Source organism: Dyadobacter sp. CY351, assembly GCF_021502625.1.
GTDB classification, from domain to species: Bacteria; Bacteroidota; Bacteroidia; order Cytophagales; family Spirosomataceae; genus Dyadobacter; species Dyadobacter chenhuakuii.
This window is the reverse complement of the sequence record NZ_JAKFFU010000014.1, coordinates 183,614-210,188: the sequence shown is the minus strand read 5'-3', so window position 1 is coordinate 210,188 and position 26,575 is coordinate 183,614. Positions and strand designations below refer to the sequence as shown.

The 26,575-nt window shown below is 45.0% G+C and carries 19 protein-coding genes, 1 tRNA gene and 1 riboswitch; of the genes, 9 read left to right on the top strand and 11 right to left on the bottom strand.

Features of this window, described 5'->3' with window-relative positions; translation table 11 throughout:
- Window positions 1-141: 141 nt before the first annotated feature.
- The gene (locus tag L0660_RS23775; RefSeq protein ID WP_235161618.1) at window positions 142-801 is read right to left on the bottom strand and encodes a hypothetical protein; all 660 of its coding nucleotides are present in this window, start codon (window positions 799-801) and stop codon (window positions 142-144) included.
- 453 nt (window positions 802-1,254) lie between these two features.
- On the opposite strand from L0660_RS23775, the gene L0660_RS23770 reads away from it, so the two are divergent.
- Window positions 1,255-2,034 carry a DUF6602 domain-containing protein gene (locus L0660_RS23770; protein WP_235161617.1) on the top strand — a complete coding sequence of 260 codons (780 nt, stop codon included), beginning with the start codon at window positions 1,255-1,257 and terminating at the stop codon, window positions 2,032-2,034.
- A 404-nt stretch (window positions 2,035-2,438) separates the two neighbouring features.
- Here L0660_RS23770 and L0660_RS23765 read toward each other — a convergent pair.
- The 5 genes from L0660_RS23765 to L0660_RS23745 form a co-directional block, all read right to left on the bottom strand.
- A tRNA-Pro gene (locus L0660_RS23765) sits at window positions 2,439-2,512 on the bottom strand.
- Window positions 2,513-2,630: 118 nt separating this feature from the next.
- Window positions 2,631-6,062, bottom strand: a complete 3,432-nt coding sequence (locus tag L0660_RS23760; RefSeq protein WP_235161616.1) for an efflux RND transporter permease subunit — start codon at window positions 6,060-6,062, stop codon at window positions 2,631-2,633.
- A gap of 32 nt (window positions 6,063-6,094) precedes the next feature.
- Entirely contained in the window at window positions 6,095-7,231 is a 1,137-nt protein-coding gene (locus tag L0660_RS23755; protein WP_235161615.1) for an efflux RND transporter periplasmic adaptor subunit, read from the bottom strand.
- 50 nt (window positions 7,232-7,281) lie between these two features.
- A complete protein-coding gene (locus L0660_RS23750; protein ID WP_235161614.1) occupies window positions 7,282-8,643 on the bottom strand; it encodes a TolC family protein in 1,362 nt (453 codons plus the stop codon).
- Window positions 8,633-9,259: a TetR/AcrR family transcriptional regulator gene (locus tag L0660_RS23745; RefSeq protein WP_233798967.1), complete on the bottom strand. Its 627-nt coding sequence runs from the start codon at window positions 9,257-9,259 to the stop codon at window positions 8,633-8,635. Before L0660_RS23745 ends, L0660_RS23750 begins: the two co-directional genes overlap by 11 nt.
- A 343-nt stretch (window positions 9,260-9,602) precedes the next feature.
- On the opposite strand from L0660_RS23745, the gene L0660_RS23740 reads away from it, so the two are divergent.
- On the top strand, window positions 9,603-11,084 hold the full coding sequence (locus tag L0660_RS23740; protein ID WP_026631817.1) for a decarboxylase: 1,482 nt from the start codon (window positions 9,603-9,605) through the stop codon (window positions 11,082-11,084).
- A 111-nt stretch (window positions 11,085-11,195) separates the two neighbouring features.
- Complete coding sequence (locus L0660_RS26175; protein ID WP_255703605.1) at window positions 11,196-11,324, top strand: hypothetical protein; 129 nt, start codon at window positions 11,196-11,198, stop codon at window positions 11,322-11,324.
- Here the strand turns inward: L0660_RS26175 and L0660_RS23735 are convergent.
- Genes L0660_RS23735 through L0660_RS23725 form a run of 3 tightly spaced genes read right to left on the bottom strand, consistent with a single transcriptional unit; the run spans window position 11,321 to window position 15,368 of the window.
- The gene (locus tag L0660_RS23735) at window positions 11,321-11,851 is read right to left on the bottom strand and encodes an HAD-IIIA family hydrolase (protein ID WP_235161613.1); all 531 of its coding nucleotides are present in this window, start codon (window positions 11,849-11,851) and stop codon (window positions 11,321-11,323) included. The two genes, L0660_RS26175 and L0660_RS23735, sit on opposite strands and share 4 nt — an antisense overlap.
- Before the next feature lie 12 nt (window positions 11,852-11,863).
- Window positions 11,864-12,889, bottom strand: a complete 1,026-nt coding sequence (gene hemE / locus L0660_RS23730) for a uroporphyrinogen decarboxylase (protein WP_235161612.1) — start codon at window positions 12,887-12,889, stop codon at window positions 11,864-11,866.
- A gap of 28 nt (window positions 12,890-12,917) precedes the next feature.
- Window positions 12,918-15,368 (bottom strand): TonB-dependent receptor, encoded by a 2,451-nt coding sequence (locus L0660_RS23725; protein ID WP_235161611.1) that lies wholly within the window; start codon window positions 15,366-15,368, stop codon window positions 12,918-12,920.
- A 40-nt stretch (window positions 15,369-15,408) separates the two neighbouring features.
- A riboswitch (TPP riboswitch) is annotated at window positions 15,409-15,502 on the bottom strand.
- A gap of 82 nt (window positions 15,503-15,584) precedes the next feature.
- Between L0660_RS23725 and rocD the strand changes: the two genes are divergently transcribed.
- From rocD to L0660_RS23700, 5 genes are all read left to right on the top strand, one after another.
- Window positions 15,585-16,838 carry an ornithine--oxo-acid transaminase gene (rocD, locus tag L0660_RS23720; protein ID WP_235161610.1) on the top strand — a complete coding sequence of 418 codons (1,254 nt, stop codon included), beginning with the start codon at window positions 15,585-15,587 and terminating at the stop codon, window positions 16,836-16,838.
- 6 nt (window positions 16,839-16,844) lie between these two features.
- A complete protein-coding gene (locus L0660_RS23715) occupies window positions 16,845-18,236 on the top strand; it encodes a S41 family peptidase (protein WP_235161609.1) in 1,392 nt (463 codons plus the stop codon).
- A 63-nt stretch (window positions 18,237-18,299) separates the two neighbouring features.
- Window positions 18,300-18,554 carry a GlsB/YeaQ/YmgE family stress response membrane protein gene (locus L0660_RS23710; RefSeq protein WP_026631826.1) on the top strand — a complete coding sequence of 85 codons (255 nt, stop codon included), beginning with the start codon at window positions 18,300-18,302 and terminating at the stop codon, window positions 18,552-18,554.
- A gap of 132 nt (window positions 18,555-18,686) precedes the next feature.
- Window positions 18,687-20,201, top strand: a complete 1,515-nt coding sequence (locus L0660_RS23705; RefSeq protein WP_235161608.1) for a GH3 auxin-responsive promoter family protein — start codon at window positions 18,687-18,689, stop codon at window positions 20,199-20,201.
- Window positions 20,202-20,204: 3 nt separating this feature from the next.
- Entirely contained in the window at window positions 20,205-23,303 is a 3,099-nt protein-coding gene (locus tag L0660_RS23700) for an AAA family ATPase (protein WP_235161607.1), read from the top strand.
- A 164-nt stretch (window positions 23,304-23,467) separates the two neighbouring features.
- Here the strand turns inward: L0660_RS23700 and L0660_RS23695 are convergent, their stop codons facing one another.
- Both L0660_RS23695 and L0660_RS23690 read right to left on the bottom strand, forming a co-directional pair.
- Window positions 23,468-24,577, bottom strand: a complete 1,110-nt coding sequence (locus L0660_RS23695; protein WP_235161606.1) for a hypothetical protein — start codon at window positions 24,575-24,577, stop codon at window positions 23,468-23,470.
- A gap of 92 nt (window positions 24,578-24,669) precedes the next feature.
- On the bottom strand, window positions 24,670-25,215 hold the full coding sequence (locus L0660_RS23690) for a hypothetical protein (RefSeq protein WP_235161605.1): 546 nt from the start codon (window positions 25,213-25,215) through the stop codon (window positions 24,670-24,672).
- A 149-nt stretch (window positions 25,216-25,364) separates the two neighbouring features.
- Here L0660_RS23690 and L0660_RS23685 point away from each other — a divergent pair, with 149 nt between their 5' ends.
- Window positions 25,365-26,564 (top strand): hypothetical protein, encoded by a 1,200-nt coding sequence (locus L0660_RS23685; protein WP_235161604.1) that lies wholly within the window; start codon window positions 25,365-25,367, stop codon window positions 26,562-26,564.
- Window positions 26,565-26,575: the final 11 nt, after the last annotated feature.

The window sequence follows — 26,575 nt, the reverse complement described above, 5'->3', positions numbered from 1 at the left end:
AATGCCAGCTTCCTGTTGTTTGAGGATCGAAACGATCTGTGTCTCGGTGAATTTGGTCTTTTTCATCAGTTTAAAATTAAGTGATATTCTCTAATTTCAAACTGTCTGCGATTTTGGGACACTTACAGTAACCTAGTGGAATTATGCGGGTGTAGGGTATTCCCCACCCATCGAGCTTTTGTGAACAATATAGGCACCAAGGCTCGAAGCAAACATATCTGAGATAAATATCATGTCCTGGACAGCCTGCATCTTTTCTTCTTCTGTGACAAATTCATTTGTTCCGATTGAGAAATGGATGCCATCATTATTTTCTATTACTGCTTTCTCTATGGTTTTTCCGGACAGGTGTATGTCGTCACAGTAGTTGTTGTATATACTTTCAATTCTCGCCCCGAACTGTTTAAGGACATTGACGAGATTTCGATCTGTCAGCTTGGATCCTTTTTGCAAATTATTATCCAGTGCTATCTGTGGGTGCATATCAATTTTTTGAATAACAGCACCTCCCATAACATCTCTGACAAAGCTGAGACGATCTTCCGCCAGAGCGGGGGCATTAACTCGAAGTAGGGTATCCAGATGAATTCTTATTAATGCTATTGCCCCAAAAGGCTCATCCGGTAGCAGCAAGGAAAATGAATTTATAATGGCAATCGCACGGTTCGCAGCCCCGGCTGCATAAAGGTCGTAGTCATACAAGTGACCAGCGGCACCACTTACTGAAAATGAAAAAAGCTCTACAATTTTTTGATTGTATTCTTTTAGGATTTTTATCTGCTCTTCTAGTTGTTCTGACATATTCAAGGGTTGCATATTTTTGACTTTCAAAGATGAAATTTTTTATCGATAATAGAGCTTGCCCCCCACAATCATAGCTTAACATAAATTGATTTTTTCTGTATGAAATTAATACAGTCATTCAGGTATTTCTCGGTACTCTGTATCAATAATTGCGACCTACACCGAGTAAATATCCCTGTTTTCATTTGAAGCTAGTATGTATCTCGTTTTGCATTTGATTTGTCCGGCTGCTACAATCAAAACAAAGTAGATTTTCGGATCTTTTTGTAATATTGATGCCTGATTCCATGCCAATACCTATACATATTGTGCACCGGGTCTGATTAGTCGGAGTACAATACAATAAGAGTCATGCAGCTCTAAACAATAGCTCCGTAGTCATCATTGGACTGTATTTCGGATTATGATGCGGGAATGCAGCAGTATCACACAAACTAATAATCAATTTACATGTTAAAAGCGATAATAGATAATGTAGAGGTCCAAATGCGAGGCAAGCTTGCTGAACTTCGATCTACCCACAGTCATTCTGGGATAAAGGGAAGTGGTGCTGAAAAGACGTTTTTCGATTTCATTGAAAAATATCTATCTCGAACTTATGCTGTCGGAACCGGGGAAATAATTGATTCCTATGGGCAAAGGAGTGGGCAAGTAGATATTGTAATCGCTAATCAAGATCACCCTTACACATTCACTAAGAACGAACCTGGTCTCTTTTTTATCGAAGGAGTAGCTGCGGCTGGTGAGATTAAAAGTGTTTTGACAACACAGGAACTTCGTAAAGCTATTAAAAATGCAATAAAGTTTAAAACGCTGAAAATGCAGGACCCACTTGGGAAAACTATTATCGCAACTCCAAGTGATGCATTAAGATATGGGCTTAATCCTCCATTCTTTCTTTTTTGCTACGAGTCACAGGTTAGTTTAGAAAACATTCATAAGATTATCATGGACTATCGAGAAAAGAATAAAGTGAAAATTTATCACACCATCGATGGCATTTTTATTCTTGATAAGGGAATTTTGATTCACCTTGGTGATGGTGAGGGCAGTTTTAAAGGGAAAGATATGCATGGCAATTCAGGCAAAGGGTGGCTACATTCTACTACAGGTTCAGTGCTCTTTTATTGCCTTTCATTTCTGTCCACATCTATGCCCAAAATTGAAAGACCTTTGCCAATAATACTCCCATATTTATATCAAGATGGAAACTTGCACTGGGACAAATAGTCTGCGGCGCAATTTGGTCAGGGAAATATTTCAATAGTATAATAATATGATAGCAGCCAGCCTTCGATCAGGAGATGGATTCTTTTTACGCCAGTATCATCGTTTTAGAGTACTGAGTTTATGTGGGTTGCTCCCTTCTGGATAACTCTCCATCCGCAGATGAATAACAATTCAACTTCTTCTGCAAGTAATTCATTCTCTCACATCAGAGGTTTGATGTTACCACCTTGCTGCTGGTAAAAATACAAAGGCAATCACGAAAAAGTTTTTGCGTAAATTTTGAGGCAGACTCACCAATTCTGTTCATTGTGGCCCAATAAAACTGAAAGAAAATGTTCGACTAATGTTCGACTAAACAAAAACAGGCTTTCAAGTTGTTACACTTAAAAGCCTGATAATCAATGTCGGGATGACAAGATTCGAACTTGCGACCCCTAGCACCCCATGCTAGTGCGCTACCGGGCTGCGCTACATCCCGAAATGAGACTGAGCTGACTCAGATCCCGAACTCTTTGGGGTTGCAAATCTAGGAATTTTTGGAATACTGCCTATTCCAATTTGAAAAAAATTGAAACAGGCAGTAAATCTTTTATTTGCTAAATGGTTTCGTTCTGCCAATTTGGGTTCACGACCTCTTGCTTCCCTTTTCTGAACCACTTATCCCGCACACGCTCGTTTACATAATACATGCACGGAACCATGATCAATGTAAGTATCGTCGAGAATGTTAGTCCGAAGATGATGGTCCAGGCGAGAATGTTCCAGAAAATGGAGCTCGGGCCGCCGACTATGAGGTGCGGTTCGAGGTTTCTGAACAGACCGACAAAGTCGACTGTGATACCCAATGCAAGCGGAACAAGTCCAAGTACGGCGGCCGAGGCGGTCAGCAATACGGGTGTTAAACGGATCGCCCCGCCTTCGATAATGGCTTCGCGCATCGGGTAACCCCGCCCGCGGAGCTCTTCGATAAACTCGATGAGCAGGATACCGTTTTTCACCACAATCCCGGCCAATGCAATGATCCCCACACCGGACATGATCACAGAAAAATCCTTTTTGAAGATGATAAAGCCGAGCAATACACCGATCAGTGATAACAGGATAGTGAAGAAGATAATGAATGGCTTCACAACCGAGTTGAACTGCGTGGCGAGGATCAGGTAAATCAGCAGGATCGCGGCACCAAATGCGGTTCCGAGGAACGCCATGGATTCGTTTTGCTCTTCCTGTTCACCACCCATTTTGATAATATAACCATTCGGAACTTCCATATCCTCGATCAATGCCTGAATTTGTCCCACGATTTCGTTGGCATTGTAACCCGGCAAAACGTCCGAGCCTAATGTTACGATCCGGCTTTGGTCCTGGCGGTTGATCTGGCTGAATGTTGTGGAATAATGAATGTTAGCCACCGACGTGATTGGAACCTGGCGCAATGCACCGCCCATATTCATGTCGCGGTAAACCACGTTCAGACTCAAAAGCTTCTCAATTTGCTCGCGATCGTCTTTTTCAAGCCTTACCATGATCGGATATTCGTCCTTATCGTCGCGGAATTTGGAAACTTCCAGACCGAAAAGTGCGGTGCGGACGGCTAGGGCGATTTGCTGCGAACTAATGCCTTCGCGCTGAGCTTTTTCACGGTCAATGTCGATGACGATCTCTGGCTTGTTCGTTACCAAATCCGAACGCAGCTGGTCAATCCCTTCAATGCCCGATTGCTGTACTTTTTGCAAAACACTTTTTTCAAGTTTTTGAAGCACTTCAAAATCATCACCCGAAATCTCAATTGAAATAGGCTTACCCGTCGGTGGCCCAACAGCTTCGCGTTCTACTGAAATTTCCGCTCCCGGGATGCCTTTCACTGCTTCGCGAATCTTGCGTAAAATGGCTTCTGATGAACGTCCCCCGCGTTCTGTTCCATAAACAAATGCTACGGTAACTTTCGATTTGTGCGGGGTTGCGGCGCGGTCTGGGTTGTAAGGGTCACCGGCGTTTTTACCCACGTTGGCAATTACCGAGTTCACCATATCCATGGCTTTTTCTTTTTCCAAAACATCAAAAACCTTCTTTTCAATGATCTTGGTCACAGAATCCGTCACACGCGCATCAGTGCCTATTGGCATTTTATTGTACACATACACATAATCCGGGTCACCGCTTGGGAAGAAAAGTACTTTGGGCTGCACAATGCCGGTCAGGACAAATGTGAAGATCAAAAGTCCGAATACAACTGCAATCGCGACAACCGGTCTCCATCCGCGCAACAGCCAGTCGATCAGCTTACGATAGTTGTTTTTCAAAGCTGGTAATAAGCGGTCCTGGAATGGAACAAGGATTCTTGGTGTCAGAATATAATGATTGAAAATCCAAAGGATCAGGATAAATACGAAGAAGTTACCCACACCGCGGTCGATCAGATAACCGATTATCGCTGCCACTGCGAGGATAATTAATGGCCGACGGATTCCCTTGAAGCTGGTGTCGTGCGCTTCCTTCTGATCATCATGGCGGCCCATAAACGAAACGGCGAAAACGGGGTTCATTACATAAGCCACAAAAAGTGATGCTCCCAACGTGATAATGAGCGTCAGCGGCATGAATTTCATAAATTCCCCGACTATGCCCGTCCAGAAAAGCAGCGGGAAGAATGGCGCGATGGTCGTTAATGTTCCGGAAAGTACGGGAATAAACACTTCACCCGCCGCCGCTTTTACAGCCTGCTGGATTGTCCAGTCTTTATGGTTGTTGAACAAGCGGTGCGTGTTTTCAATAACCACGATCGCATCATCAACCACAAGTCCTATCCCGAGCAGGAAGGCGAAGAGAACGATTGTATTCAGTGTAAATTCGGTTCCTACCAGCGGCCCGATGATCGGCATCATTACAAAGGCAACCAATGCAGAAAGCGGCACGGAAAGTCCCACGAAAATTGCATCACGGACACCCATGAAGAACATAAGCACCATTACTACGAAGATAAATCCAAGTACAACCGTGTTGATAAGGTCATGCAAATCAGCGCGCGTCTGAATGGATTGATCGGCTGTGATTTTTACATCCAATCCCGGAGGAAAGCGGTTTTCTTTAAAGTCTGCAATGACATTTTCAATTTTGTCGGCAGCGTCCACGAGGTTTTCACCGGAGCGTTTGATAACGTTCAAAGTAATTACCGTTTTGTTGGCCAGACGTGCAAAATCCTGCTGTTCTTCAAAGTTGTCGGAAACCTCAGCTACGTCGCCCAAGCGAACGGTTGCTCCTGTTGCGGTGCGGATGCGAATGTTCGCCATATCCGCCACATTGGTATATTCCCCTTTTACACGAAGCGTCCTGCGCACACCCTGAACATTCAGTTCACCGCCCGAAACGTTGATATTTTCGCTTTGAATGGCACTTTGTACGTCGAAGAATGTCAGACCTGATGATTTCATGCGGTCCAGGTTTACATTGATCTGGATTTCGCGGTTCAATGCACCCAAAATATCCACACGCGTAATTTCCGGCAATGCTTCGATTCCGTCCTGCAAATCTTCTGCGTATTGCTTTAATTGTTTCAACGAGAAGTTACCCGCAATGTTCACGTTCATGATCGGGAACTCCGAGAAGTTCACATCCTGCGCCGTGGGGCCCGAATCCAGGTTTTGCGGCAAGTCGGTTTTAGCCTTGTCAATCGCATCCCTGACTCGCTGCAATGCGACCTCCACGGCCACATCCGGCGTAAATTCTACCAGGATTACAGAAACATCCTGCAATGCATTCGACTTGATCTTTTTAACACCATTCAGCGATTTCAGCTGCTTTTCGATGGGTTTGTTGATCGTGTTCTCAATATCCGCTGGCGCCGTTCCGAAGTAAATCGTGTTGATATAGATCTGCGGGATCTTGATATCCGGAAACTGCTCTTTGGGCAGGTTATTATAGACCATAAACCCGGCAAGCGTAATGATGAACGTAAAGATGTAAATCGTCGTACGATTCTCTACGCACCAGTTGGTAAAGCCTAAGGTTTTATATTCTTCGAATTTCATAAATAGCTAATGTTGAATGAGATAAATAGCCCTTAATAGCTTATCGGCTGACCGTCGGAGACTTCCTGGTAACCCAATGTGATCAGCTGGTCGCCCGCGGTGAGGCCCGAAAGAATTTCAACTTTTCCGTTGTAGCTCAATCCCGTTTTCACCTCTTTTGCCTTGGCTACTTTCTTATTGCCCTCGGTTACAGCCACATATACAACATTTCCTTTTTCAGTGCTCTGAACATAATTCTGATCGATCGCCAGCGCGTTTTTGCTGATCGCATCATTGATCTGAACTTGTGCCATCATATTAGGCTTAATGTCCTTGCTCGTTGGCAGATTGGCTTCAATCGTGAATGTGCGCGACAATGGGTCCACAGCCGTGCTTACGAAAGTGATCCTGGCTTTATATTCCTTTTTCAAATCCGGAAATTTCACGATCACTTCATCGCCTTTTTTCACGCTGGCGGCGTAAGTGTCAGACACTTTTGCAATTACTTTCAGATTGCTCAGATTCACAATCCTAACCACACCTACGCCCGGAGAAGCCATTTCTCCCACTTTCACATTGACCATATCTACAACACCGGCCATTGGCGACACAATGTTGGTCTGCGATAATTGCGCATTCAAAGTGCTCATCTTTCTTTCCAGAGCCTCTTTGTTGTTTTTGGCTTGCAGATATTGAATCTCCGTTCCGATCTTCTGGTCCCAAAGGTTTTTCTGCTTTTCGTAGATTGTGTTGGCAAGCGACATTTGCGTTTTCAACTCCTCGATAGATTCCGTCAAAATGCTGTTGTCGATTTTACCAATAATGCCTCCGGCTTTCACGTAATCGCCTTCTTTCACATTCATCGCAACCACCACGCCACCGGATTTCGGAGTTACCAGCACATTATTTTTGGCATCAACCGTTCCCTGCAATTCTACATAATGACGGAATGTTTCAGCATTCAATGTATCAATGCTAACGGGTTTCACCTTTGCCTCTGCTGCCTTGTTCGGGTCCATTTTTGTGATCTCGATTTCCAGAGCCTTGATCTTTTTCTCAGTTTCCGAACGCTCCGCTTTCAGCTTGGCCAATTCTTCTTTTTTCCCTGCCAGGCCTTCTTTCTTTTCTCCTCCGCCGCATGCTGAAAGCAGGACGGTCATGGCTGTAATAATTAAAATATGTCGTTTCATGATGTAGGTAAATAGCAGTTTCAAGTTTTGTTTTCGTGTTAATGTGATGCTTATTTTTCAGTATAAAGTTCGCCTTTGGCTCTGCTCAGGTCCACTTTCGCGATCATTAGATCATACAATGCGGTGAAGTAATTGGTCTGCGCTTCTTTCAGGGACGATTCCGCGTTGATCACCTCAATGTTTGACCCAACGCCTTCTTTGTATTTGATTTTTGAAACCCTTACAATTTCCTCCGCCAGCGTCAGGTTGCGTTTCTGCGTTTCCAGGGTTGCAAATGCATTTTTAATGTTAATGCTCGCCTGGTTATTTTCCAGATCGATTGACTGTTTCAGCAGTGTCTGGCTGTTTTTGACCTTATCAATGGCGATCTTTTTCTGGTTGATCTGGTATCTTTTAGAAAAACCATCAAAAATCGGAATGTTCAGGTTCACGGTCAGCACCATGTTGTTGTACCAATTGTCGGTAAAAAGCTGCGAGAATTTATCATAACCAGCATTATATCCATATCCCACCGAAGCCGACAGGCTAGGCAGATATCCGCTCCTGACATTGCGAAGGTCCAGTCCGGCCAGTTTTTCCTGCGTATTCAGCAATGAATATTCGATGCGGTTTTCATAATTAAGATCCGGGTTGCCAAGTTCTGCTCTCAGCGAATCCACATTAACCGCATTAATGTCGTCCGTCAGCTTAATCGGCTCATTAGCAGGCATTCCCATTTGGTATTTCAATAAAGCATAGCTAAGCTCGATCAGGTTCTGCACTTTCTGGCGCTCGGTTTGCAGGTTATTGATCTGCACTTCCAAACGGTTAACATCCAGAAGCTCCACAAATCCGCTGGCATTCATCGCTTTGGTCTCACGCATCAGTGAATCCACGCGCGAAATGTTCAGATCCAGGAGCTTGGCACGTTCCTCCGCAACTTGTGCGGAATAATAGGCCTTGGTAACCGACTCAGCCACTTGCACTTTCGAAGAAGTAGTCGATTTCTGCGCCAGCTCACGATAGGTTGCCGCGGCTTTTAGACCAATAAAATAAGAACCGTTGAAAATAAGCTGGTTCAGATTGGCAGAAGCCGAACCTTGCCACGGAATCCCGAATTCAACCGCAGCGGGAGGCGCGTCGGCAGGAGCTGTCGGATCAAACGCATTGGCAGGAAGGAAAAACCGGGGGATAATAATGTTGTTGGTCACCGAAACGGCCGCACTCAACTGAGGCAATCCCGCCGCCCTGATTTCACCAATTCTTGCTTCCGCAGAAAGGGCATCCAACTGTGCATTTTTAATGTTCAAATTATGCTTAACCGCATAATCGACGGCTTGTTCCAGGGAGAAATCCTGAGCGCGGAGCGGACCGAAGGCGAGTAAAATCGCCAACAGCATCAGGCTTCGACGTAGTATTTGTTCATTTTTCATGGGTATTGATTTCAATTGCTGATCTGTCTTTTATGGTGTTGTAATATTCAAATCCTTTTTCTGATAAAATTCCTCTCAAAAAGTGGAGCAGGAACTGCATTTGGGTATGCATCATACTGAATTTTTTTTGTGGAAAAACGGTCGGGTCGAAAGCCAGCACAATTTGTTCTATGCGGAGCAACGCAAGAATATCCACGTCGATATCAGGGCGGTAAAGGCCCTGCTCAATGCCACTTACGAGGTTTTCGCGGATATTTTTGAGCAGAAACTCATGCTTATACGTTTCAAATTGCTCCCATGCCTTCGGGTAATATTTTTTCAGGTCATATAATAAGGCCGGGTTCATTTCAGAAAGCGTGTTTTGCATTTGCGTCGATGAATGCATGATCTGCTCGATTGGATTGGCTGCTTTTTCTTCCAGTTTCTCAATCTCACACTTCTGATCCATGATTTCTTTCTGGATCACCAATGCCAGAATGGCCTCTTTGTCGGAATAATGCTGGTAAATGGTCCGTTTTGAAATCCCCAGATCTTTGGCAATATCATCCATGGTAACGCTCTTGATTCCATAGCGCCAGAACAGACTTAGGGCTGATTTAATAATTCGCTCTTTCACAAAGCAAATTTGAAATATTAGCTCGAAATAAACTAAGAAAACTTTGAAAATGCTGAAAGTTTTCTGTCGTTCCGTATGTGCTTGCATTCAGCCGATTAGGATAGCATACCAGCACTGAGAAGCTCAAAAGTAGGTCCGTATTGTCCGTTTGACCAATCGAAAACTTATTAAGCGGAAAATTTCAGGTATGAACTTGGCAAATACCCAGATAAAATGCGCCGGTGAGGGAATGATTTACATCTTGCTGATGTTTGGAAATGACACATATTCTGACCAATTTTCGGGTCTTTTGTCTTAGTTATTAACTTCCAATTCACTAATTGCTATCGCGACAAACAAATCAATGAAAAGCTACATTGACCTGATTCAGCAGACATTCGAGTTTCCTACAATGGAGTTCAATGTTGATAATAATGAGTTGCTGTTCAACAATGTACCACTGATGGATATCATCAAAGAACATGGTACGCCGTTAAAAATCAATTATTTGCCGAAAATAGGGGAGCATATCGAGAACGCAAACATGTTTTTTCGGAATGCTTTCAAAAGACATAATTACAAAGGAAGCTACACTTATTGTTATTGCACCAAATCTTCGCATTTCAGCTTTGTGCTGGAAGAGGCTTTGAAGCATAATATACATCTAGAAACTTCTTCGTCTTTTGATGTTCCCATTATCCGCGAATTGTATCGCCGGGGTAAGGTAACCAAAAACACTTACGTGCTTGCCAATGGTTACAAGCTGCCACGTTACACGCAGTATCTCAGCGAGTTGATCAACGAAGGGTTCAATGTTATCCCCATTTTGGATAACCTCAAAGAAATTGAATCATACGAACAGCAGGTTACAGCCGATACGGTCAATTTTGGGATGCGTATTGCTACGGATGAGGAGCCGAATTTTGCTTTTTATACGTCGCGTCTGGGGATCCGTTATAATGATGTGCAACAGCTTTATAAAGAGAAAATTGAACCGAATCCTCGGTTTAAACTCAAAATGCTGCATTTCTTTATTAATACGGGGATTAAGGACAGTGCTTATTACTGGAGTGAATTAACCCGGTTTATGTTCAAATACTGCGAAATGCAGAAAATTTGTCCTGAACTGGATTCCATCGACATTGGTGGCGGCTTGCCAATTCAGACTTCTTTGCAGGCCGGCTACGATTATCAGCAGATGATCGACGAGATCATTGAGAACATCCAATGGATCTGCAACAAGAACAATGTGCCTGTTCCGCATATTTTTACGGAATTCGGCAGTTATACTGTGGGTGAAAGCGGCGCGGTGATTTATGAAATCATTGACAAAAAACTACAAAACGATAAGGAGCTTTGGTATATGATCAACGGCTCGTTCATCACGCAGCTTCCCGATTCGTGGGGCATGAACCAGAAATACATCATGCTGCCAATCAATAACTGGGATAGTCCTTATCAAAAGGTCAATCTGGGTGGATTAACGTGTGATTCGCAGGATTTCTACAACAGCGAAATGCACAGCGCCGACTTGTATATGCCGATTTTTGAAGAAGATTCGGAAAAACAATACATCGGATTTTTCCATACCGGCGCTTACCAGGAATCTCTGGGAGGTTACGGTGGCATTCAGCATTGCCTGATCCCGGCCCCTAAACACGTTTTGGTGGATAAGGACGAAGATGGCAAGATTGTAACGCGCGTTTTTGCAGAAGAGCAGAACAGCGATTCGATGCTTAAAATTTTAGGCTTTAAAGAAGAATCGTTTGTGGTTCCTGAAAAGAATGTCGGAACGGAAATGCAGCCGATTGACGAAGAGGAAGAATTGGTCGAAACAAAAATCTGACCTTTGATATAAAGTTCTTTGAATGAGTTCGTTATTAGTCCAACTAAAACGCTCATTCAAAGAATTATTTTTTATATTTTTGCGGTGACAAAATTTTACACGAACAGGAAAATGAAAAAGTTACTACTTCTCCTTACTATTTGCGGTTCGCTTGCATTTGCATCTTGCACCAAACATGCTTGCCCGGCTTACGGTTCTACGCAGAAAATAACGCAGCCAGTCGCAGCTGAAAGAGTCTAAATTTTACCTTCCAGGATTATTTTCGCTGCCTCGAACAAACTGACCGCAGCGAAATCGCCCGTTGAAGCTTCCGTTTCGGGAACAATCTGAATTGTTCTCGCCCCCACATTTTTTCCAGCCTCCATATCCCTGTCGCGATCCCCGATCATCCAGGACTTCGTAACATCTATATTATATTTGGCAATTGCCTTTTCCAGCATCAGCGAACCTGGTTTTCTGGAAAGCGAAACGCCTGAAACGCTCGGGTGATAAGGCGAGAAATAAAGGTCGTCCAATGCATTATCGGAGACTTTTTGCATCGCTTCGTGGATCGCATGAACATTAGCTGCCGTGTAAAGCCCTTTCGCAATCCCCGCCTGATTCGTCACCACAATGAGCAGAAATCCTGCTTTCTTAAATGCTTTAAGCGCCTCCGGAACACCTTCGGGAATTATCAGCTTTTCCAGTTCGTACAAATAGTCCGGGCAATCCTCATTCAGCACTCCGTCGCGGTCGAGGAAGATGCATTTTGTTTTGGGTAAAGACATAAAAAGGAGTGACTAGGAAGAAAATTCTTTAACCGATTCGATGAAACAACGCACCTTATCAGGATCAGTATCCGGGTAAACCCCGTGGCCCAGATTAGCGATATAGCGCTGTGTGCCAAATTGTTGCACCATGTTTTTTACCTCGCTCCGGATCTGGTCATATGAAGCATACAGCACGCAAGGATCCAGATTTCCCTGCAACGTTTTATTAGGAATCAGCTCGCGCGACTCGGCAATGTCCATGTTCCAATCCAGGCCAACCACGGAGCAGTTTAGCTCGCTAATCGCCTTCCGCGCGAAGAATGCGCCTTTGGCAAAAACAGTAACGGGCACTTCATCAATGGCGTCACAGATCTGCTTGATATAGGGCAAAGAAAATGTGTTGTATTGCTCAGGAGATAAGATTCCGGCCCAGGAATCGAAGATCTGGACCAGGTTAGCGCCTGCTACAACCTGCGCTTTGAGGTAAGCAATGGTGCTATCCGTTATTTTTTGGAGTAATAAATGCGAGAATTCAGGATCGGCGTAAAGGTGTTTTTTTGCAACCGAGAATGTTTTGGAGCCTTTGCCTTCTGTCATGTAACAGAAAATCGTGAAAGGCGCGCCCGCGAAACCGATCAGTGGAACACGTCCGTATAAGCCTTCTTTTGTAAGCTTAATCGCATCCAGCACATATTTCAAATCCGTTTCCGGCTCCGCAATGTGCAGTCTGTCAAGATCTTGAATCGTATGAACCGTTGCCGGGAAAATCGGCCCGCTTTTTTCTACCATTTCATAAGGCAGTCCCATCGCTTCGGGAATCACCAGAATGTCAGAAAAGATAATGGCTGCATCAACACCCAGCAAATCAACAGGTTGTAATGTAACCTCAGCCGCCATTTCCGGCGTTGTTGCCAACTTTATAAAACTTCCGGCCTTCTCGCGAACGGCCCTGTATTCAGCCAAAATCCGGCCCGCCTGCCGCATCATCCAAACAGGCGTGCGTTCCGTTTTCTCCCCACGCGCCGCCCGAAGCAAAAGATCATTTTTCAATTCCATGCGGCAAAGTTAGGCAGAAAGCGGCATATCAAAACCTAAAATTCACCCCAACCAGAAAATTCCTGCCGGCTTGCGGGAAGTAGAAATTCTCCTGCGTTAATGCGCCGCCTGCGAAATATCCGTACGTATATCCGTTGGATTCGTATTTTTCTTCCAGCACATTGTTGACCAGCAAATTGAAGGAAATCTCTCTCGCCCAGGTTGGTCTGATCGTCCAGGAAAGGCGGATGTCATTGGTAAAGTAAGCGTCCAGCTTTCGTGTTTCAGATGATGTGTTATCCAGATATTGCTTGCTTACATATTTGCTTAGCAATGCCAGTTCCAGGTCTTTTCTGATAATGTAAGTCAGCTGGCTTCCGGCGATGGCGTTGGGCGAAAAGGAAATGTCGGATTTTCCGTGGTTGATCATGTTGTAATCGCCGGTGTCGTAATTGATGACATACTCAGTGAAATTATTGATCTTATTTTGGCTAAATGTTGCGTTTACATTCCATTTCAAGGTTTTGCTTAATGCAATGGCACCTTCCAGCTCGATGCCCATGCGGTAACTTTTTGGCACATTTACTCGGATAGCGTTGCCCACGTCATTGATCTGGCCGGTCAATACGAGTTGATTTTTATAAGCCATCAAATAATAATTCGCCGAGAAAGCCCAGATGCCACGCTGCGTTTTGAAACCTGCTTCCACATTCTGCAGTTGTTCGCTTTTTGGAAATAATCCAGCCGTCGATGAAGTAAAATCATCCCGGTTAGGCTCGCGGTTTCCTACGCTATAAGACGCATAAACCGAACTTTGATCCGCCAACTGATAGGTTAAGCCAGCTTTTGGATTAAAAAAAGCATAGGCCTCATCCGTTGCCAGGGCGATCTGATCATTGTCCGTTCCCTTAATGTTGTGACTCACATTTCTGAACTGCAAATCGGCGAACGCATTGAGTTTGGGCGTCAGCTGATAGTAAACCTTTCCATAAATGTTGAAATCTTTCTTAATGCCTTTGCTGTAATAATATTGATGGTCGTTTTCAATGTTCCCGGCATTGCGCGCCCACACAATTCGGCCATAATGGTCGCCGTCATATTGGTTATAACCGCCGCCAAAGCTGGCAGTCAGCTTTTTAAAACTGTTGTATTCCAATGAAAATGTAGAGCCGTAAAAGTAATTATCCAGCCAGCGGCGACGGATCAGATCCGTGCTCGTAAGCGTATCCTGGCCGATAACCACATTGGGCAAATTGTAATTGCTGTAATCGTCTCCCATTCTGGATTGCTCGTAATAACCCAAGCCACGAACCAGAAATGCATTGAGGTTAAAGATCCATTTATCGCTAAGATTATGCGATGAAACGATCTGGTAATGATCCTGGCGGTAATTATCGACCTCGTTTTTATAGGTGTAAGAATTGTAAGTCCGGTTATCTGATTCCAGTAAATTCTGCGCATCTTTTTCGCCTAGACCATTGCGATCAATATAGCTCAAAACACCTTCCCGATCGCCGCGCAACTTGGCTTCCGGCACGCCATTCCAGGATTGGTAAGTCCGCTCGTTGCCCGAAAACACATTTACCCGCACAAAACTCTTTTTACCAAAAAATCCTCCCGACAAATAATAAGAATGCAATTCCGAAGAAGCCCGGTCCACATAACCATCCGACGACACCCGCGATAGTCTCGCATCAAAGGTGAATTTATCCTTAATCAGCCCGGAACCGACTTTCAATGTGTTTTTGAATGTATTGAATGAGCCATAAGAATTGTTCAGCTCCGCATAAGCTTCCTCGCGGAAAGCATTTGTATTAATGTTCACCGAAGCCCCGAAAGCCCCAGCGCCATTGGTAGAAGTGCCTACGCCACGCTGGATTTGAATGCTGCTAACCGACGAAGCAAAATCCGGCATATTAACCCAAAAAACACCCTGGCTTTCCGCATCATTGTAAGGAATCCCGTTCACCGTCACATTGATGCGCGTCGCATCCGAACCGCGTATGCGGATGCCCGAGTAACCGATGCCTGCGCCGGCATCACTCGTGCTCACGAGCGAAGGCGTGAAGTTGAGCAGAACGGGTAAATCCTGTCCAAGATTTTGTTTATCAATGGCTTCGGCAGAAACCGTGCTGTATGCCATGGCCGATTTGTCGTTGGCGCGGGTGGCGTTAATGATCACTTCATCCGCCTGGAAAGTGCTTTTGGAAAGCCTTATTTCCAATTGGTTTTCGGATGAAAGGGGCAGTTTTTGAGTTTGGTAACCGATGTAGGACACTTCGAGGGCGGCGATGTTCTCTGCAATGTTCTTTAAGCTGAAATTTCCTGAACCGTCGGTCTGCGTGCCGCGGATTTCGCCTGCTTTGATGGTTGCGCCGGGCAGTGGTTTTCCATCTTCCGCATCGGTAACGCGGCCGGAAATGGAGCGTTGCGCGAACGCAGAACGGAATGGTAATGTGCTGATTATGAATATAAACAGATAGGTAGTAACGTTTCGCATTGCGATTTTTGGGTTACAACAGGCAGGGGCCACCTATCAAATGGTTGCTTTTTCTCTCCCTACGCCGGCATTACCCGGATCAGGTTCATGGGTTTGATCTCAGCCCGTTCGGTAGGGCACCCCTTGAGATTATCCTGCAAAGCTACGCCACAACAGCGGATGATTCAAGCTTTTCCTTATTTTTACATAACATATAAAACCAACCTAACTTCAGGAATGACGAACTATACAGACACGATTGAATTGAATGCTTCGCGGGCGGTGATGGAACTGGAATATCGCTATGGGGCGCATAATTATAAGCCGATGCCCGTCGTGCTGGAACGCGGGCTGGGTGTGCATGTGTGGGATGTGGAAGGAAAACGATATCTGGATTTTCTGTCTGCTTACAGTGCTGTGAGTCAGGGACATTGTCATCCGAAAATTGTAGAGGCAATGGTTGCGCAGGCGCAGAAGCTGACGCTTACTTCACGGGCTTTTTATAATGATAAGCTGGGTGAATGTGAGAAATTTCTTTGTGAGTATTTTGGATTTGATAAAGCATTAATGATGAATTCCGGCGTGGAAGGCGGGGAAACGGCTTTGAAGCTGACGAGAAAATGGGCTTATAAAGTAAAAGGAATTGAACCCAATAAGGCCAAAACGATTTACGCTTCGGGCAATTTCTGGGGAAGAACATTGGCTGCGATTTCTGCTTCCACCGACCCTTCGAGCACGAATGATTACGGGCCGTTTTTGCCAGGTTTTGAAATAATCCCTTTTGATGATCTCGAAACATTGGAAAATGCATTTAAATCCGATCCGAACATTGCAGGTTTTATGGTCGAGCCGATCCAGGGCGAGGCTGGTGTCGTAGTTCCTCAGGAGGGTTATCTCAAAGGCGTCCGGGACCTTTGTACCAAATACAATGTGCTTTTCATCGCCGACGAAGTGCAAACAGGCATCGGGCGAACAGGGAAACGTCTCGCCTGCGATTGGGAAGGCGTGAAGCCGGACATTCTGGTTCTTGGAAAAGCACTTTCAGGAGGTGTAATGCCCGTTTCTGCAGCGTTGGCGGATGATGAAGTGATGCTGACGATCGCGCCGGGCGAGCACGGTTCGACATATGGCGGAAACCCTCTGGCTTGTGCCGTCACGGTGGCCGCTTTGCAGGTTGTTATTGACGAAAATCTCGCGGATAATGCGGAGAAAATGGGCCAGCTTTTCAGAAACAGAATAATGGATTTGCAAAAGCAATGTTCTCTGATTGAAGTCGTTAGAGGAAAGGGTCTTTTGAATGCGATCGTGATCAATGATACGGAAGACAGCCACACGGCCATGGATCTTTGTTACAAAATGATGGAAAAAGGGTTGTTATGTAAGCCGACGCATGGTAACAAAATCCGCTTTGCGCCGCCTTTGGTCATCAACGAAGAACAAATGAATGAGGCTTGTGACATTATAGAGCAGGTATTTTTAGAAAATGCGTAGCCGTTTATGAAAATAAAACTATTTCTGGCCATCCTGCTGACAAGTGCGGCGGTGATTTCTTGCAAAGAAAAAAACGTGGATCCCGCGACTGAAACGGAGACGAATCAGTGGATTTATGAGAACATGAAATATTGGTATTACTGGAATGATGACATGACCACCAAACCAGATTATACCAAAGATCCCGCCTCGTTTTTTGAATCATTGCTTTATAAATACGACGCCACGTTGCGGCCCGACGGTGACCGGTTTTCCTGGATACAGGAAAGCGCCGAGGAGCTGGAAGCGTCCCTGGGCGGCCAGTCGAAAGCGTCCGGGATGGAATATAAGCTGACTTATTTCCCAACAGGCAGCCAGAATGTGATCGGCGTGGTGCTTTACGTGCTGCCCGAATCCCCTGCGGCCAAAGCGGGCTTCAAAAGGGGCGATATTTTCAACAGCATTAACGATCAGAAACTTACCGGCAGCAATTACAGCAAACTCCTGAATTCGCAGGAGAAGCTCACTTATACATTGGCAACACTCTCCGCCGGTGGTGTTTTGACGGACGGCACAACCAAGCGTGACATTACGCCGGTGGTGTTGCAGGAAGATCCTGTTTTCTTTGACACGCTTTATAACATTGGCGCACACCGGATCGGCTATGTGGTTTACCATCAGTTCATTCCGGAGCCTTACCAAGCCGACAATAAGCAATATGACAAGAAGCTGGATGCTATTTTTACCAAATTCAAAGATGCGAATGTCAATGCGTTGATCGTGGACTTGCGCTATAATCCGGGTGGTTATGTAAGTTCAGCGACCAATTTTGCGAGTCTTATCGCCAAAGCGACGGCCAGCGATATTTTTTATTACAAAGAATACAACACGGAGGTTACGGAGACAAACATGAAGAAATTCGGTGAAACTTATTTCTATGACAAGTTTGCCAGCAAAAGCCAGAACATTGGTAATCAGCTGAATGACGTGGTTTTCCTGGTTTCCTCACGATCGGCTTCGGCGAGTGAATTGCTTATTAATGGTTTGAAACCTTATATGAATGTGACGCTCGTTGGCGGGAAAACGGTTGGCAAGAATGTGGGTTCGGTGACGTTGACAGATTCCAAAAAGAAAGTAAAATGGGGCTTGCAGCCTATTGTTTCAAAATCTTTGAATAAGGATAAAAAGTCGGATTACAGCGTCGGTTTTACGCCGGACATTGCGGCGAGCGAGGGCAACCTGCTTTATCCTTACGGGAATCCCAAAGATCCGTTGCTGGGTGAGGCGCTTTTCAAGATCACCGGAAACCGCATTGTCAGACAAAAAAATGCCCGGACAGTGCAGGAGGAAGAGGATCAGGAGATTATATCGACAATAAGCCGGAAAGCAGGCGGCAGCAATATGTTCTATGATAAATAGATTTCCGAGGGCACAGTTTTTGTAATTAATGCTGCAAACAAACATTAAACTAAACTGAGCTTTATGGGAATCATAACATGGATCATCGTCGGCCTCATTGCGGGCGCAATTGCAAAAGCCATTCACCCAGGAAAAGATCCGGGCGGCTTTATCGTCACCATTTTGATTGGTATCGCGGGTGCAGTCATAGGTGGCTGGATTTCTTCCATGCTGGGCTACGGAACAGTGGATGGTTTCAATATCGGAAGTCTTTTTATAGCGATTTTGGGGGCGGTAATTCTGCTCTTTATTTATAGAAAGTTTAGCACGAGGTCTTAACCGGCTTATCCTGAAATGTATGGTGGAGGAACATGTTCAAACTGTTCTCCCACCATTTTTTATTGCTATTTTTACAAATTGCAATGCGAATGCAATGCCGATGCAATGCCAAAGTTCCTAACTGATTGACTCATGAAGCTGGTTAACGATATGACTGTCTGGTTTTTGAAGCGACGCTTCGAAAGGATCGAGCAGTTTATGAAAAACCCGATTGAAACCCAGGAGCGCGTTTTTTCTGAATTAATTGAAACCGCGCGTTACACGGAATGGGGGAGTAAATACAATTATGGCCAGATCCGGAATGTCAAAGAGTTCCAGGAGCAGGTGCCCGTTTCAACTTACGAAGAAATTTATCCCTACATTGAACGCGTCCTGCGCGGTGAGCCGAATGTGATGTGGCCGTCGCAGATCGACTGGTTCTCAAAGTCTTCCGGGACTACCAATGCAAGAAGCAAGTTCCTGCCCGTTTCGCCCGAAGCGTTGGAAGAATGCCATTACGAAGGCGGTAAGGATATGATGACATTGCTCATCAATAACCGGCCTGATACGCGGGTTTTTGATGGTAAAGGTTTGTCGATAGGGGGCACATTGCATGCCAATCCATTTGATGACTATACCCAAATTGGCGACGTTTCGGCGGTTATTATGCAAAATCTGCCTTCCTGGGCCGAGTTTATGCGAACGCCACCACTGGATGTTGCCTTAATGGATCATTGGGAAAGCAAATTGGAAAAAATGGCGTCTATATGCTCGCAGGAGGATGTAACAAGCATTCTCGGTGTTCCAACGTGGACCATTGTGCTGCTGGACCAGATTCTCGAACTGACGGGCAAGAAAAATATGCTTGAAGTGTGGCCCAATTTCGAGGTTTTCGTCCATGGCGCGGTTTCTTTTGAGCCATACAGGGATCTCTTTATGACCAAATATTTCCCTTCCGACCAAGTGTTATATCTCGAAACTTACAGCGCTTCCGAAGGGTTTTTTGCCATCCAGGACGACGTAAATCGCGTTGGAGAAATGCTGTTAATGCTGGATTATGGCATTTTTTATGAGTTCGTTCCCGTGGAAGAAGTCGGTAAGCCGCATCCGAAGGCGTTGCTTTTGGATGAGGTTGAGATTGGTAAAAATTACGCGCTGGTTATTTCTACAAATGCCGGCTTATGGCGCTACCTAATTGGGGACACGGTGAAATTTACTTCAACTTATCCATTCAGGTTGAAAGTAAGTGGACGGACGAAGCATTTTATCAATGCATTTGGTGAGGAGGTGATTGTGGAGAATGCGGATTATGCAGTTAAAATAGCAACTCAAAAAACCGATTCGCTGGTGGCCAATTACACAGCCGGGCCCGTTTACATGGGCGACGGCTCGCGCGGAAGGCACGAGTGGATCATTGAATTTACCAAAGAGCCCAACGACCGCGAACATTTCATCGCCTTGCTCGACGAAGCGTTGCGCGAAGTTAATTCAGATTACGACGCCAAACGATACAAAGATATGGCGCTGCTGATGCCCAAAGTCCATTTTGTTCCATCGGGCACATTCTATGCCTGGATGGGAAAACTCCACAAGCTGGGCGGACAAAACAAGGTTCCAAGACTAAGCAACAGCCGGGAATATCTGGATGATCTGCTGGCAAGTTTATAGCACATGATTCCTATTTATCTCAAAATCAAAGGTCTGTATTCCTACCAGACCGAGCAGGAAATCCATTTTAATGCATTAACGGACGCATCATTGTTCGGGATTTTTGGCGCGGTAGGAAGCGGGAAATCATCCATACTTGAAGCAATCACATTCGCCTTGTACGGCGACACCGAGCGGCTCAATAGCAAGGGCGACGACCGCACGTACAACATGATGAACCTCCGTTCGGATGAGTTAGCCATTGATTTTGAATGCATTGCAGGGAAAAATGGAGATCGTTACCGTTTCACAGTTCGGGGAAAACGGAATAGTAAAAATTTCAAAGACGTAAAAACCTTCGACCGTCGGGGCTATGTGTGGCAGGACGAAAACTGGGTGCCGCTTGCGGAAAATGAGAATGCAGAAACGATCATTGGCCTGAGCTATGACAATTTTCGGCGCACGATCATTATCCCTCAGGGCCGTTTTCAGGAATTCATCGAGCTGCGCGACGCCGACCGGACGCGGATGATGAAAGAGCTTTTCCAGCTCGAAAAATATGATTTGAGCCGGAATGTAGGTTCATTAACCAAGCAAAATGACCTCGCCATGTCCAATGTGGACGGCCAGCTGACAGGCGTAGGCGAAGTGACTGGCGAAATGGTGGCAGCGGAAGAAAAGCGTCGGGAAGAAGTCAGGCTTGAAATCCAGAAAGTAAGCGAAGAGCTGCGCATCCAAACCGAACTGGAAACGGCATTTCAAAAACTGAAATTGACCGCTGAAAAAGTCAGGTTGCTGCAAACGCAGCTGCAAACATTAGAGGCCGAGCGTCCGGTTATGCTGGAACGGGAGGCGATGTTGAAGATCTTCGAAACGTGCTCTATTCATTTCAAATCCATTTTAGATCAAAAAAACACATTGAATGCGGGCATTGCCCGGGATCAGAAAATAGTTGAAAACAACAAAATACGCCTGGACGAGCTCACAAGGCTGGCCGAAAAACAACAGGGATTACTAACCCGCCTGCAACCGCAATACGAAAAGCGTGAAGAACTGCTGGATACGGCGGATGAGCTGGAGAAGATCATTCAAATCCTTGATAACAGGGTTTCTGCGGAAAAAAGGAAAGAAGCGTTAACGCGTGGAAATGAGCAACTGAAAGAAAAGGAAGCATCCATAACCCGCTTAACCAAACAAAAGCAGGAAAAGGAATCTGAAAATGAGCAACGTAAAAATGCCCTTTCGGACATTCAGGAAATCAGTGAGATCAAGGCCTGGTTCACGACTTGCGATGCATTAATTGAAAAGCGGCAATCCGTAAAAACCGAGGCGGAAACATTGCAGGCGGACATTACTGCCCAGCAACAAATGTTAATTGCGAAAATCGACGACATTAATGCCAAATTCCAGCTTAATCTTGCTGAAAATGCTACACTAGAAGCTTTTCAGCAGTCTATCCAAACATTTTTAACCCACTCAGAAGCAGAAACGAGGGATAAAAACCGGGAGCTGCTTTCGCTTCATACCAAACTCGCATTGCATCAATATGCAGGCGCGATTGTGGACGGCGAACCTTGTCCATTGTGCGGATCGGCGCATCATCCGGCTGTTTTGCATGCGGATCATGTTGTTAGCGAGCACATTAAAATTGTGGAAAGTGCGCTTGCAACATTATCCGCACAGGAAAAAGCCATCCGCACATCCCAAGCGCCGGTTGAAAGAATTTACAATCAAATCGACAATCTCGAAAAGCTGAAAGCGACCATTAAGCAGCGCTGGACGGACGCAAAAGTGCAGATTGAAGCACATGAGAAGCTTTTTGTTTGGAATAAATTTGATAAAAATGATCGTGCGGGTTTTGAAAAGCATTTTACAGAGATTACTAAAAATCAGTCTGAAATAAAGGAGGCGGACGCGGCGATTAAGGCTTTGTCTTTGAAAATCGAAACAGAGAATCTTGAAAAAACGGAGAAGATTGAGAAGCCGTTGCAAAGTTTGAAAGATGAAATCCTGCGCTTTGAAAACACAGTTCTAACATTGGCAGGCCAACTTCAAAAGGTCAATCTGCGCGAATTTGAAGATCAACCGAAAGCAGCAATTTTAGAAAAAATTACAGCCTTTAAAAGCAGTTATAAAGAAATCACCAGCCTGTTTGAAAAATCAGAAAAGGATCTTGATGGAGTGCAGAAAGAAAAAGATGTGCTCTCCGGTGCCCAGCAGACATTAAAAACAACATTGGATTCCAGTCAGCGCGACCTCGCTGAATTGCAAATCAGTGTGGAGGCGCAGTTAAGAGCATTCAATTTTGAATCCGAAGATCAGGTGAAATCGATTTTGCAAAAGCCTATTCAGATTGAGTCCGAAAGAAAGGCGATTGAGACTTTCAAATATGCTCTGGATACGACTTCACGGGATCTGGACAATCTTTTGAAGGAAAATACGGAGCAGCAATACGATCCTGAGCAGCACGAAACGGTCATTAAGGCCAGGGAAACATTAACCGAAAGCCTCAATGCATTCCGTAAAGAAGAAGGCGGATTGGACCGGTTACTGAAAAAAATGGCCGAAGATCTGGCTAAAAAAGCAGCATTACTAACCGAAAAAGCCCGTTTGCAATTACGAAAAGAACATTTGGACGATCTTACCAAGCTGTTCCGTTCCAGCGGTTTTGTGGATTATGCATCCAGCATTTACCTGCAAAATCTCATCCAGGCCGCCAACCATCGCTTCCATCAAATGACGCATCAGCAGCTGCATCTGGAATTGGGCGAAGGCAACAGTTTCTGGGTCCGCGATTTGCTCAACGGCGGACATCTGCGTTTGCTGAAAACATTATCAGGCGGCCAGAAATTTCAGGCCGCGCTGTCATTAGCATTAGCCCTGGCCGATCACATTCACGTCAGGAACGGTTCGAAGCATAATTTCTTCTTCCTGGATGAAGGCTTTGGCTCGTTGGATAAAAATGCATTGCAAACTGTTTTTGAGACCCTGAAATCGTTGCGGAAGGAGAATCGCATAGTTGGCATCATCAGCCATGTGGAAGACCTGCAACAGGAGATTCAAACGTATCTGAGCATTCAAGAGACCGAGGAAGGAAGCCGGATTGTGCCCAGTTGGAAGTGATAAATCCCAGAGGGATGAAATATCGGTAGCAAATAAAGCGAATGAACGAACATCAAATCCCGGAGGGATGCAACGGCGTACACATTGTTGCATCCCTCCGGGATTTCTAACATTTGTTATTATCACATTGCTACCAAGATTATATCCCTCCGGGATTGTTTTTGTTAAAACCAGCGACTTACACTAAAAGATATCAGATAATCTGCAAATGCGGCGTCGCCGTGCGATTTTCCAGTGACATCCTGCTTGTCAGCATAGCTTTTCGTCCGGTTGCGGTAGAGGGCGATGGGGACGGAAAGGGATGCTGAAAATTTGTTTTTGATATAGGCAACGCCTGGTTCGCCTGAAATCACGTATCCCGGACGGCGGTAACCCTTGCTGCTGCCGATCAGGTCGTTAGATGGAACGCCTTCTGCGCGACCGCCTAGTAATACAGAAAATCCACCACCTAATGACTGGCTTACACCAAGGCGCGCTGCAAATTGGTCTACGGCAGCGAAATAGCCTACAATGGGGTCTATAGTCGCCGATTGCGGGTTCCGGTTGACACCGTTATGCTCTTTGGGATTGGACAAATAGAAACCGTTGAAATATAGCGCCGTCCGGGGCGTAAAAGAAAGGTATCCCTGCGTTTCCAGGAAAAATCCGACAGCGCCGTCGCCAAGCTGGATCGACTGATCCACCGGTTTTACGATCGTGTAATCATTGCCTTCCTTGTCCAGTTTGTGAAATTCACCTTCCACCGCCTTATCGCCAGTTGGAAGTTTAATGCCACCGCCGATGGCAACATTGAATTTCGGCATCTTCATGGGATCACGTAGCCAGTAACTTGTAGAAATTCTCAAATCACCAATTCCTTTGGAGCTTGTATGAAAGCGTTTTTGCTCCGGATTCGCAGTAATGGCATTTCCATAATGTTCGTATAGCGACGAGCGGTCATTGTGCTGAACAGGCAATGTTACCGAAATAGACCAACGCATATTAGGCTGATAAGTAAGTCCTAAATCCAGTGCATGCGCCACATTAATCACCTCCGTTCCCTGCTCCACGCGCTCCTTCTCTTCATGGTCGCCGCGGAAATGTTTGTATGACCTGAAAAAGCGATATCCGGCATTCACCTGGAATTTACCGTTTTGTTGTTTAAAGAAATCCGCAGAAGTCGCGCCGGCATGGCTCATGCCGCGAATAGCCACACAGCCTTGGGCGAAAATATCATTTGTAAATTGCGTGATCAAAAGGCACACCGTAAACAGGAGTGTAAATATATTTTTCATTGTCTTAGATTTTTGAAATATAAAATGGAACATAGCAGCAGCAATTCCCAAATAGGAAGCTGAGCCACAGTTATTTATAAAGTCCTTAAAAACTAAGACAATTCAGGCGGAGGCGATTCGGCCAGACGGGGGGAAGATGGTAATAAAGCGAAATAGTCGGGAAAAGAAACGGAATTGGTCAGCTGATAACATTCAAAGGCCAGCTGTGCGCGCGTTTCAATGGGCAAATAACTTTTGACCAGGTCATTAAGTAGTTTCAGCGCTCGCTTAGATGGTGATTTTTTTGCCAGATCACTTTCCGGCAAATCATTCATACTGCCCGCTAGCTCAAAGAACCGTTCACGCGCCGAGGCGTTGGACTGGAGTGTAACGAACAGGGTATCGTTCTCGATTTTTTGATGAACAACATTGTAAAATTCACCATCTTTTTTGATTAGACCGGCCGTTCCATCTTCGTTTTCCCAGGAAGTCGTATAAGGAAGAGACGGCGCAGGAATGGCCAAAACTTCGTGTTTTAAAGCAATTTCGGACTTTTCGGCAGTTTCAAATTCCCTATGAAAACATAGCACGGCAACAGCTAGTCCAAACGTGTTGTACAAGAGTAAACCCAGAAGCGCTATGGATAGAAGTCTTTTCAAAAAATCTAAATTTTTCCAAAAATAGTATAGTATTTACGATTTATCTATATACGCTGATATTAAAAAATGGTTTGTGGGTGTAAACGCAGCCTGTCATTGTATGTAACATTAAAATGTATATTTGGGTACAATTTGCCCTACACGAGTTTATGCTTTTAGAGAATTTCTACGAGTCTTTTAATTCCTGGTTTGCAGCGAAATTATCGGACAAAAACTGGTTGTTGAAACTGGCGCTTTTGTCTGTCCTGATTTCTCTTTTTCTCGCATTTCCGCCTTATTCGCTGCTTGTCTCACATCTGAAAGCCAATGGTGCAAAACTCGATGCATGGGTTTTTATCCAAAATCAGGCACAAGATCTTTTTCATCCGAAAGACATGGACTACGATGTCCGCCGTGAAAATATGATCCTGAGATGGACATTGCCGTTCCTGTCATTCATTACCAATCATAATGTAGTCCTGATCCTGATGGCGCAGGCATTATGCGGTGTATTATTTCTTCATAATATTGGCAAGTATATTTTTAAGGTTTCGGGGGACAAATTGATCACCGGTTTTTTTGTCCTTGCCATTGCAAATATCTTCGTCAGTGTCTGGACATTCGCAGACATTCACGGCTACGGTGATGGTTTTGCCTACTTTTTCCTGCTGACAGCATTGCTCAGCCGTAACCCTTTCGTCATTTTTATTTCATTACAAATCGCCTTTTTTACGGACGAGCGAGCGGTTGTCGCGGGCGGTTATCTGCTGCTTTGGTGGATTGTTGTAAAAGCTTACGAAAAGAACGATTTCAGCCTTTCAGGGATGATTAAGGCCGGATTGCTGGGCGAGAGTGCTGTTGTATGGATCGCCTGGATCTGTTATTTCGGAGTCAGGAATTATGTTCTGGCTACCTACTTTCCCAATCACAGCTATTCAACCATCGGAACGCCCGTTTTGTTTGCCAGCGCACACCGGAACGGGCTTGGCAGCAGCATCTGGTCGGCTTTTGAAGGGACCTGGCTGTTAATGGGAAGTGCTTTGCTGGCGTTATTCCTTACCAGGCGTTACTGGCTGATCGCCGCATTGTTTATTGGCTTTTCAATCCTCGTAGCAACAGGCATTTACGTACATGATATCGACCGGGCGCTTTCCTATGGTTTCCCTTTTATACTTGCCGCATTTTTCATTTTGTATAAAACGGCGTCCCTATCGTCATTGAAGCTTATACTTTTTTTTACAATGCTCATTTGTGTCGGGCATCCGCAGGTTTTTTATATGGGTTATAACAAGATTTTATGGCTGGAACCACTTCCTATGAAGTTATTCATGCTGTTGGATCAAACGATGTCCTGGAATCTATTTCGCTGAAAATTATAAAA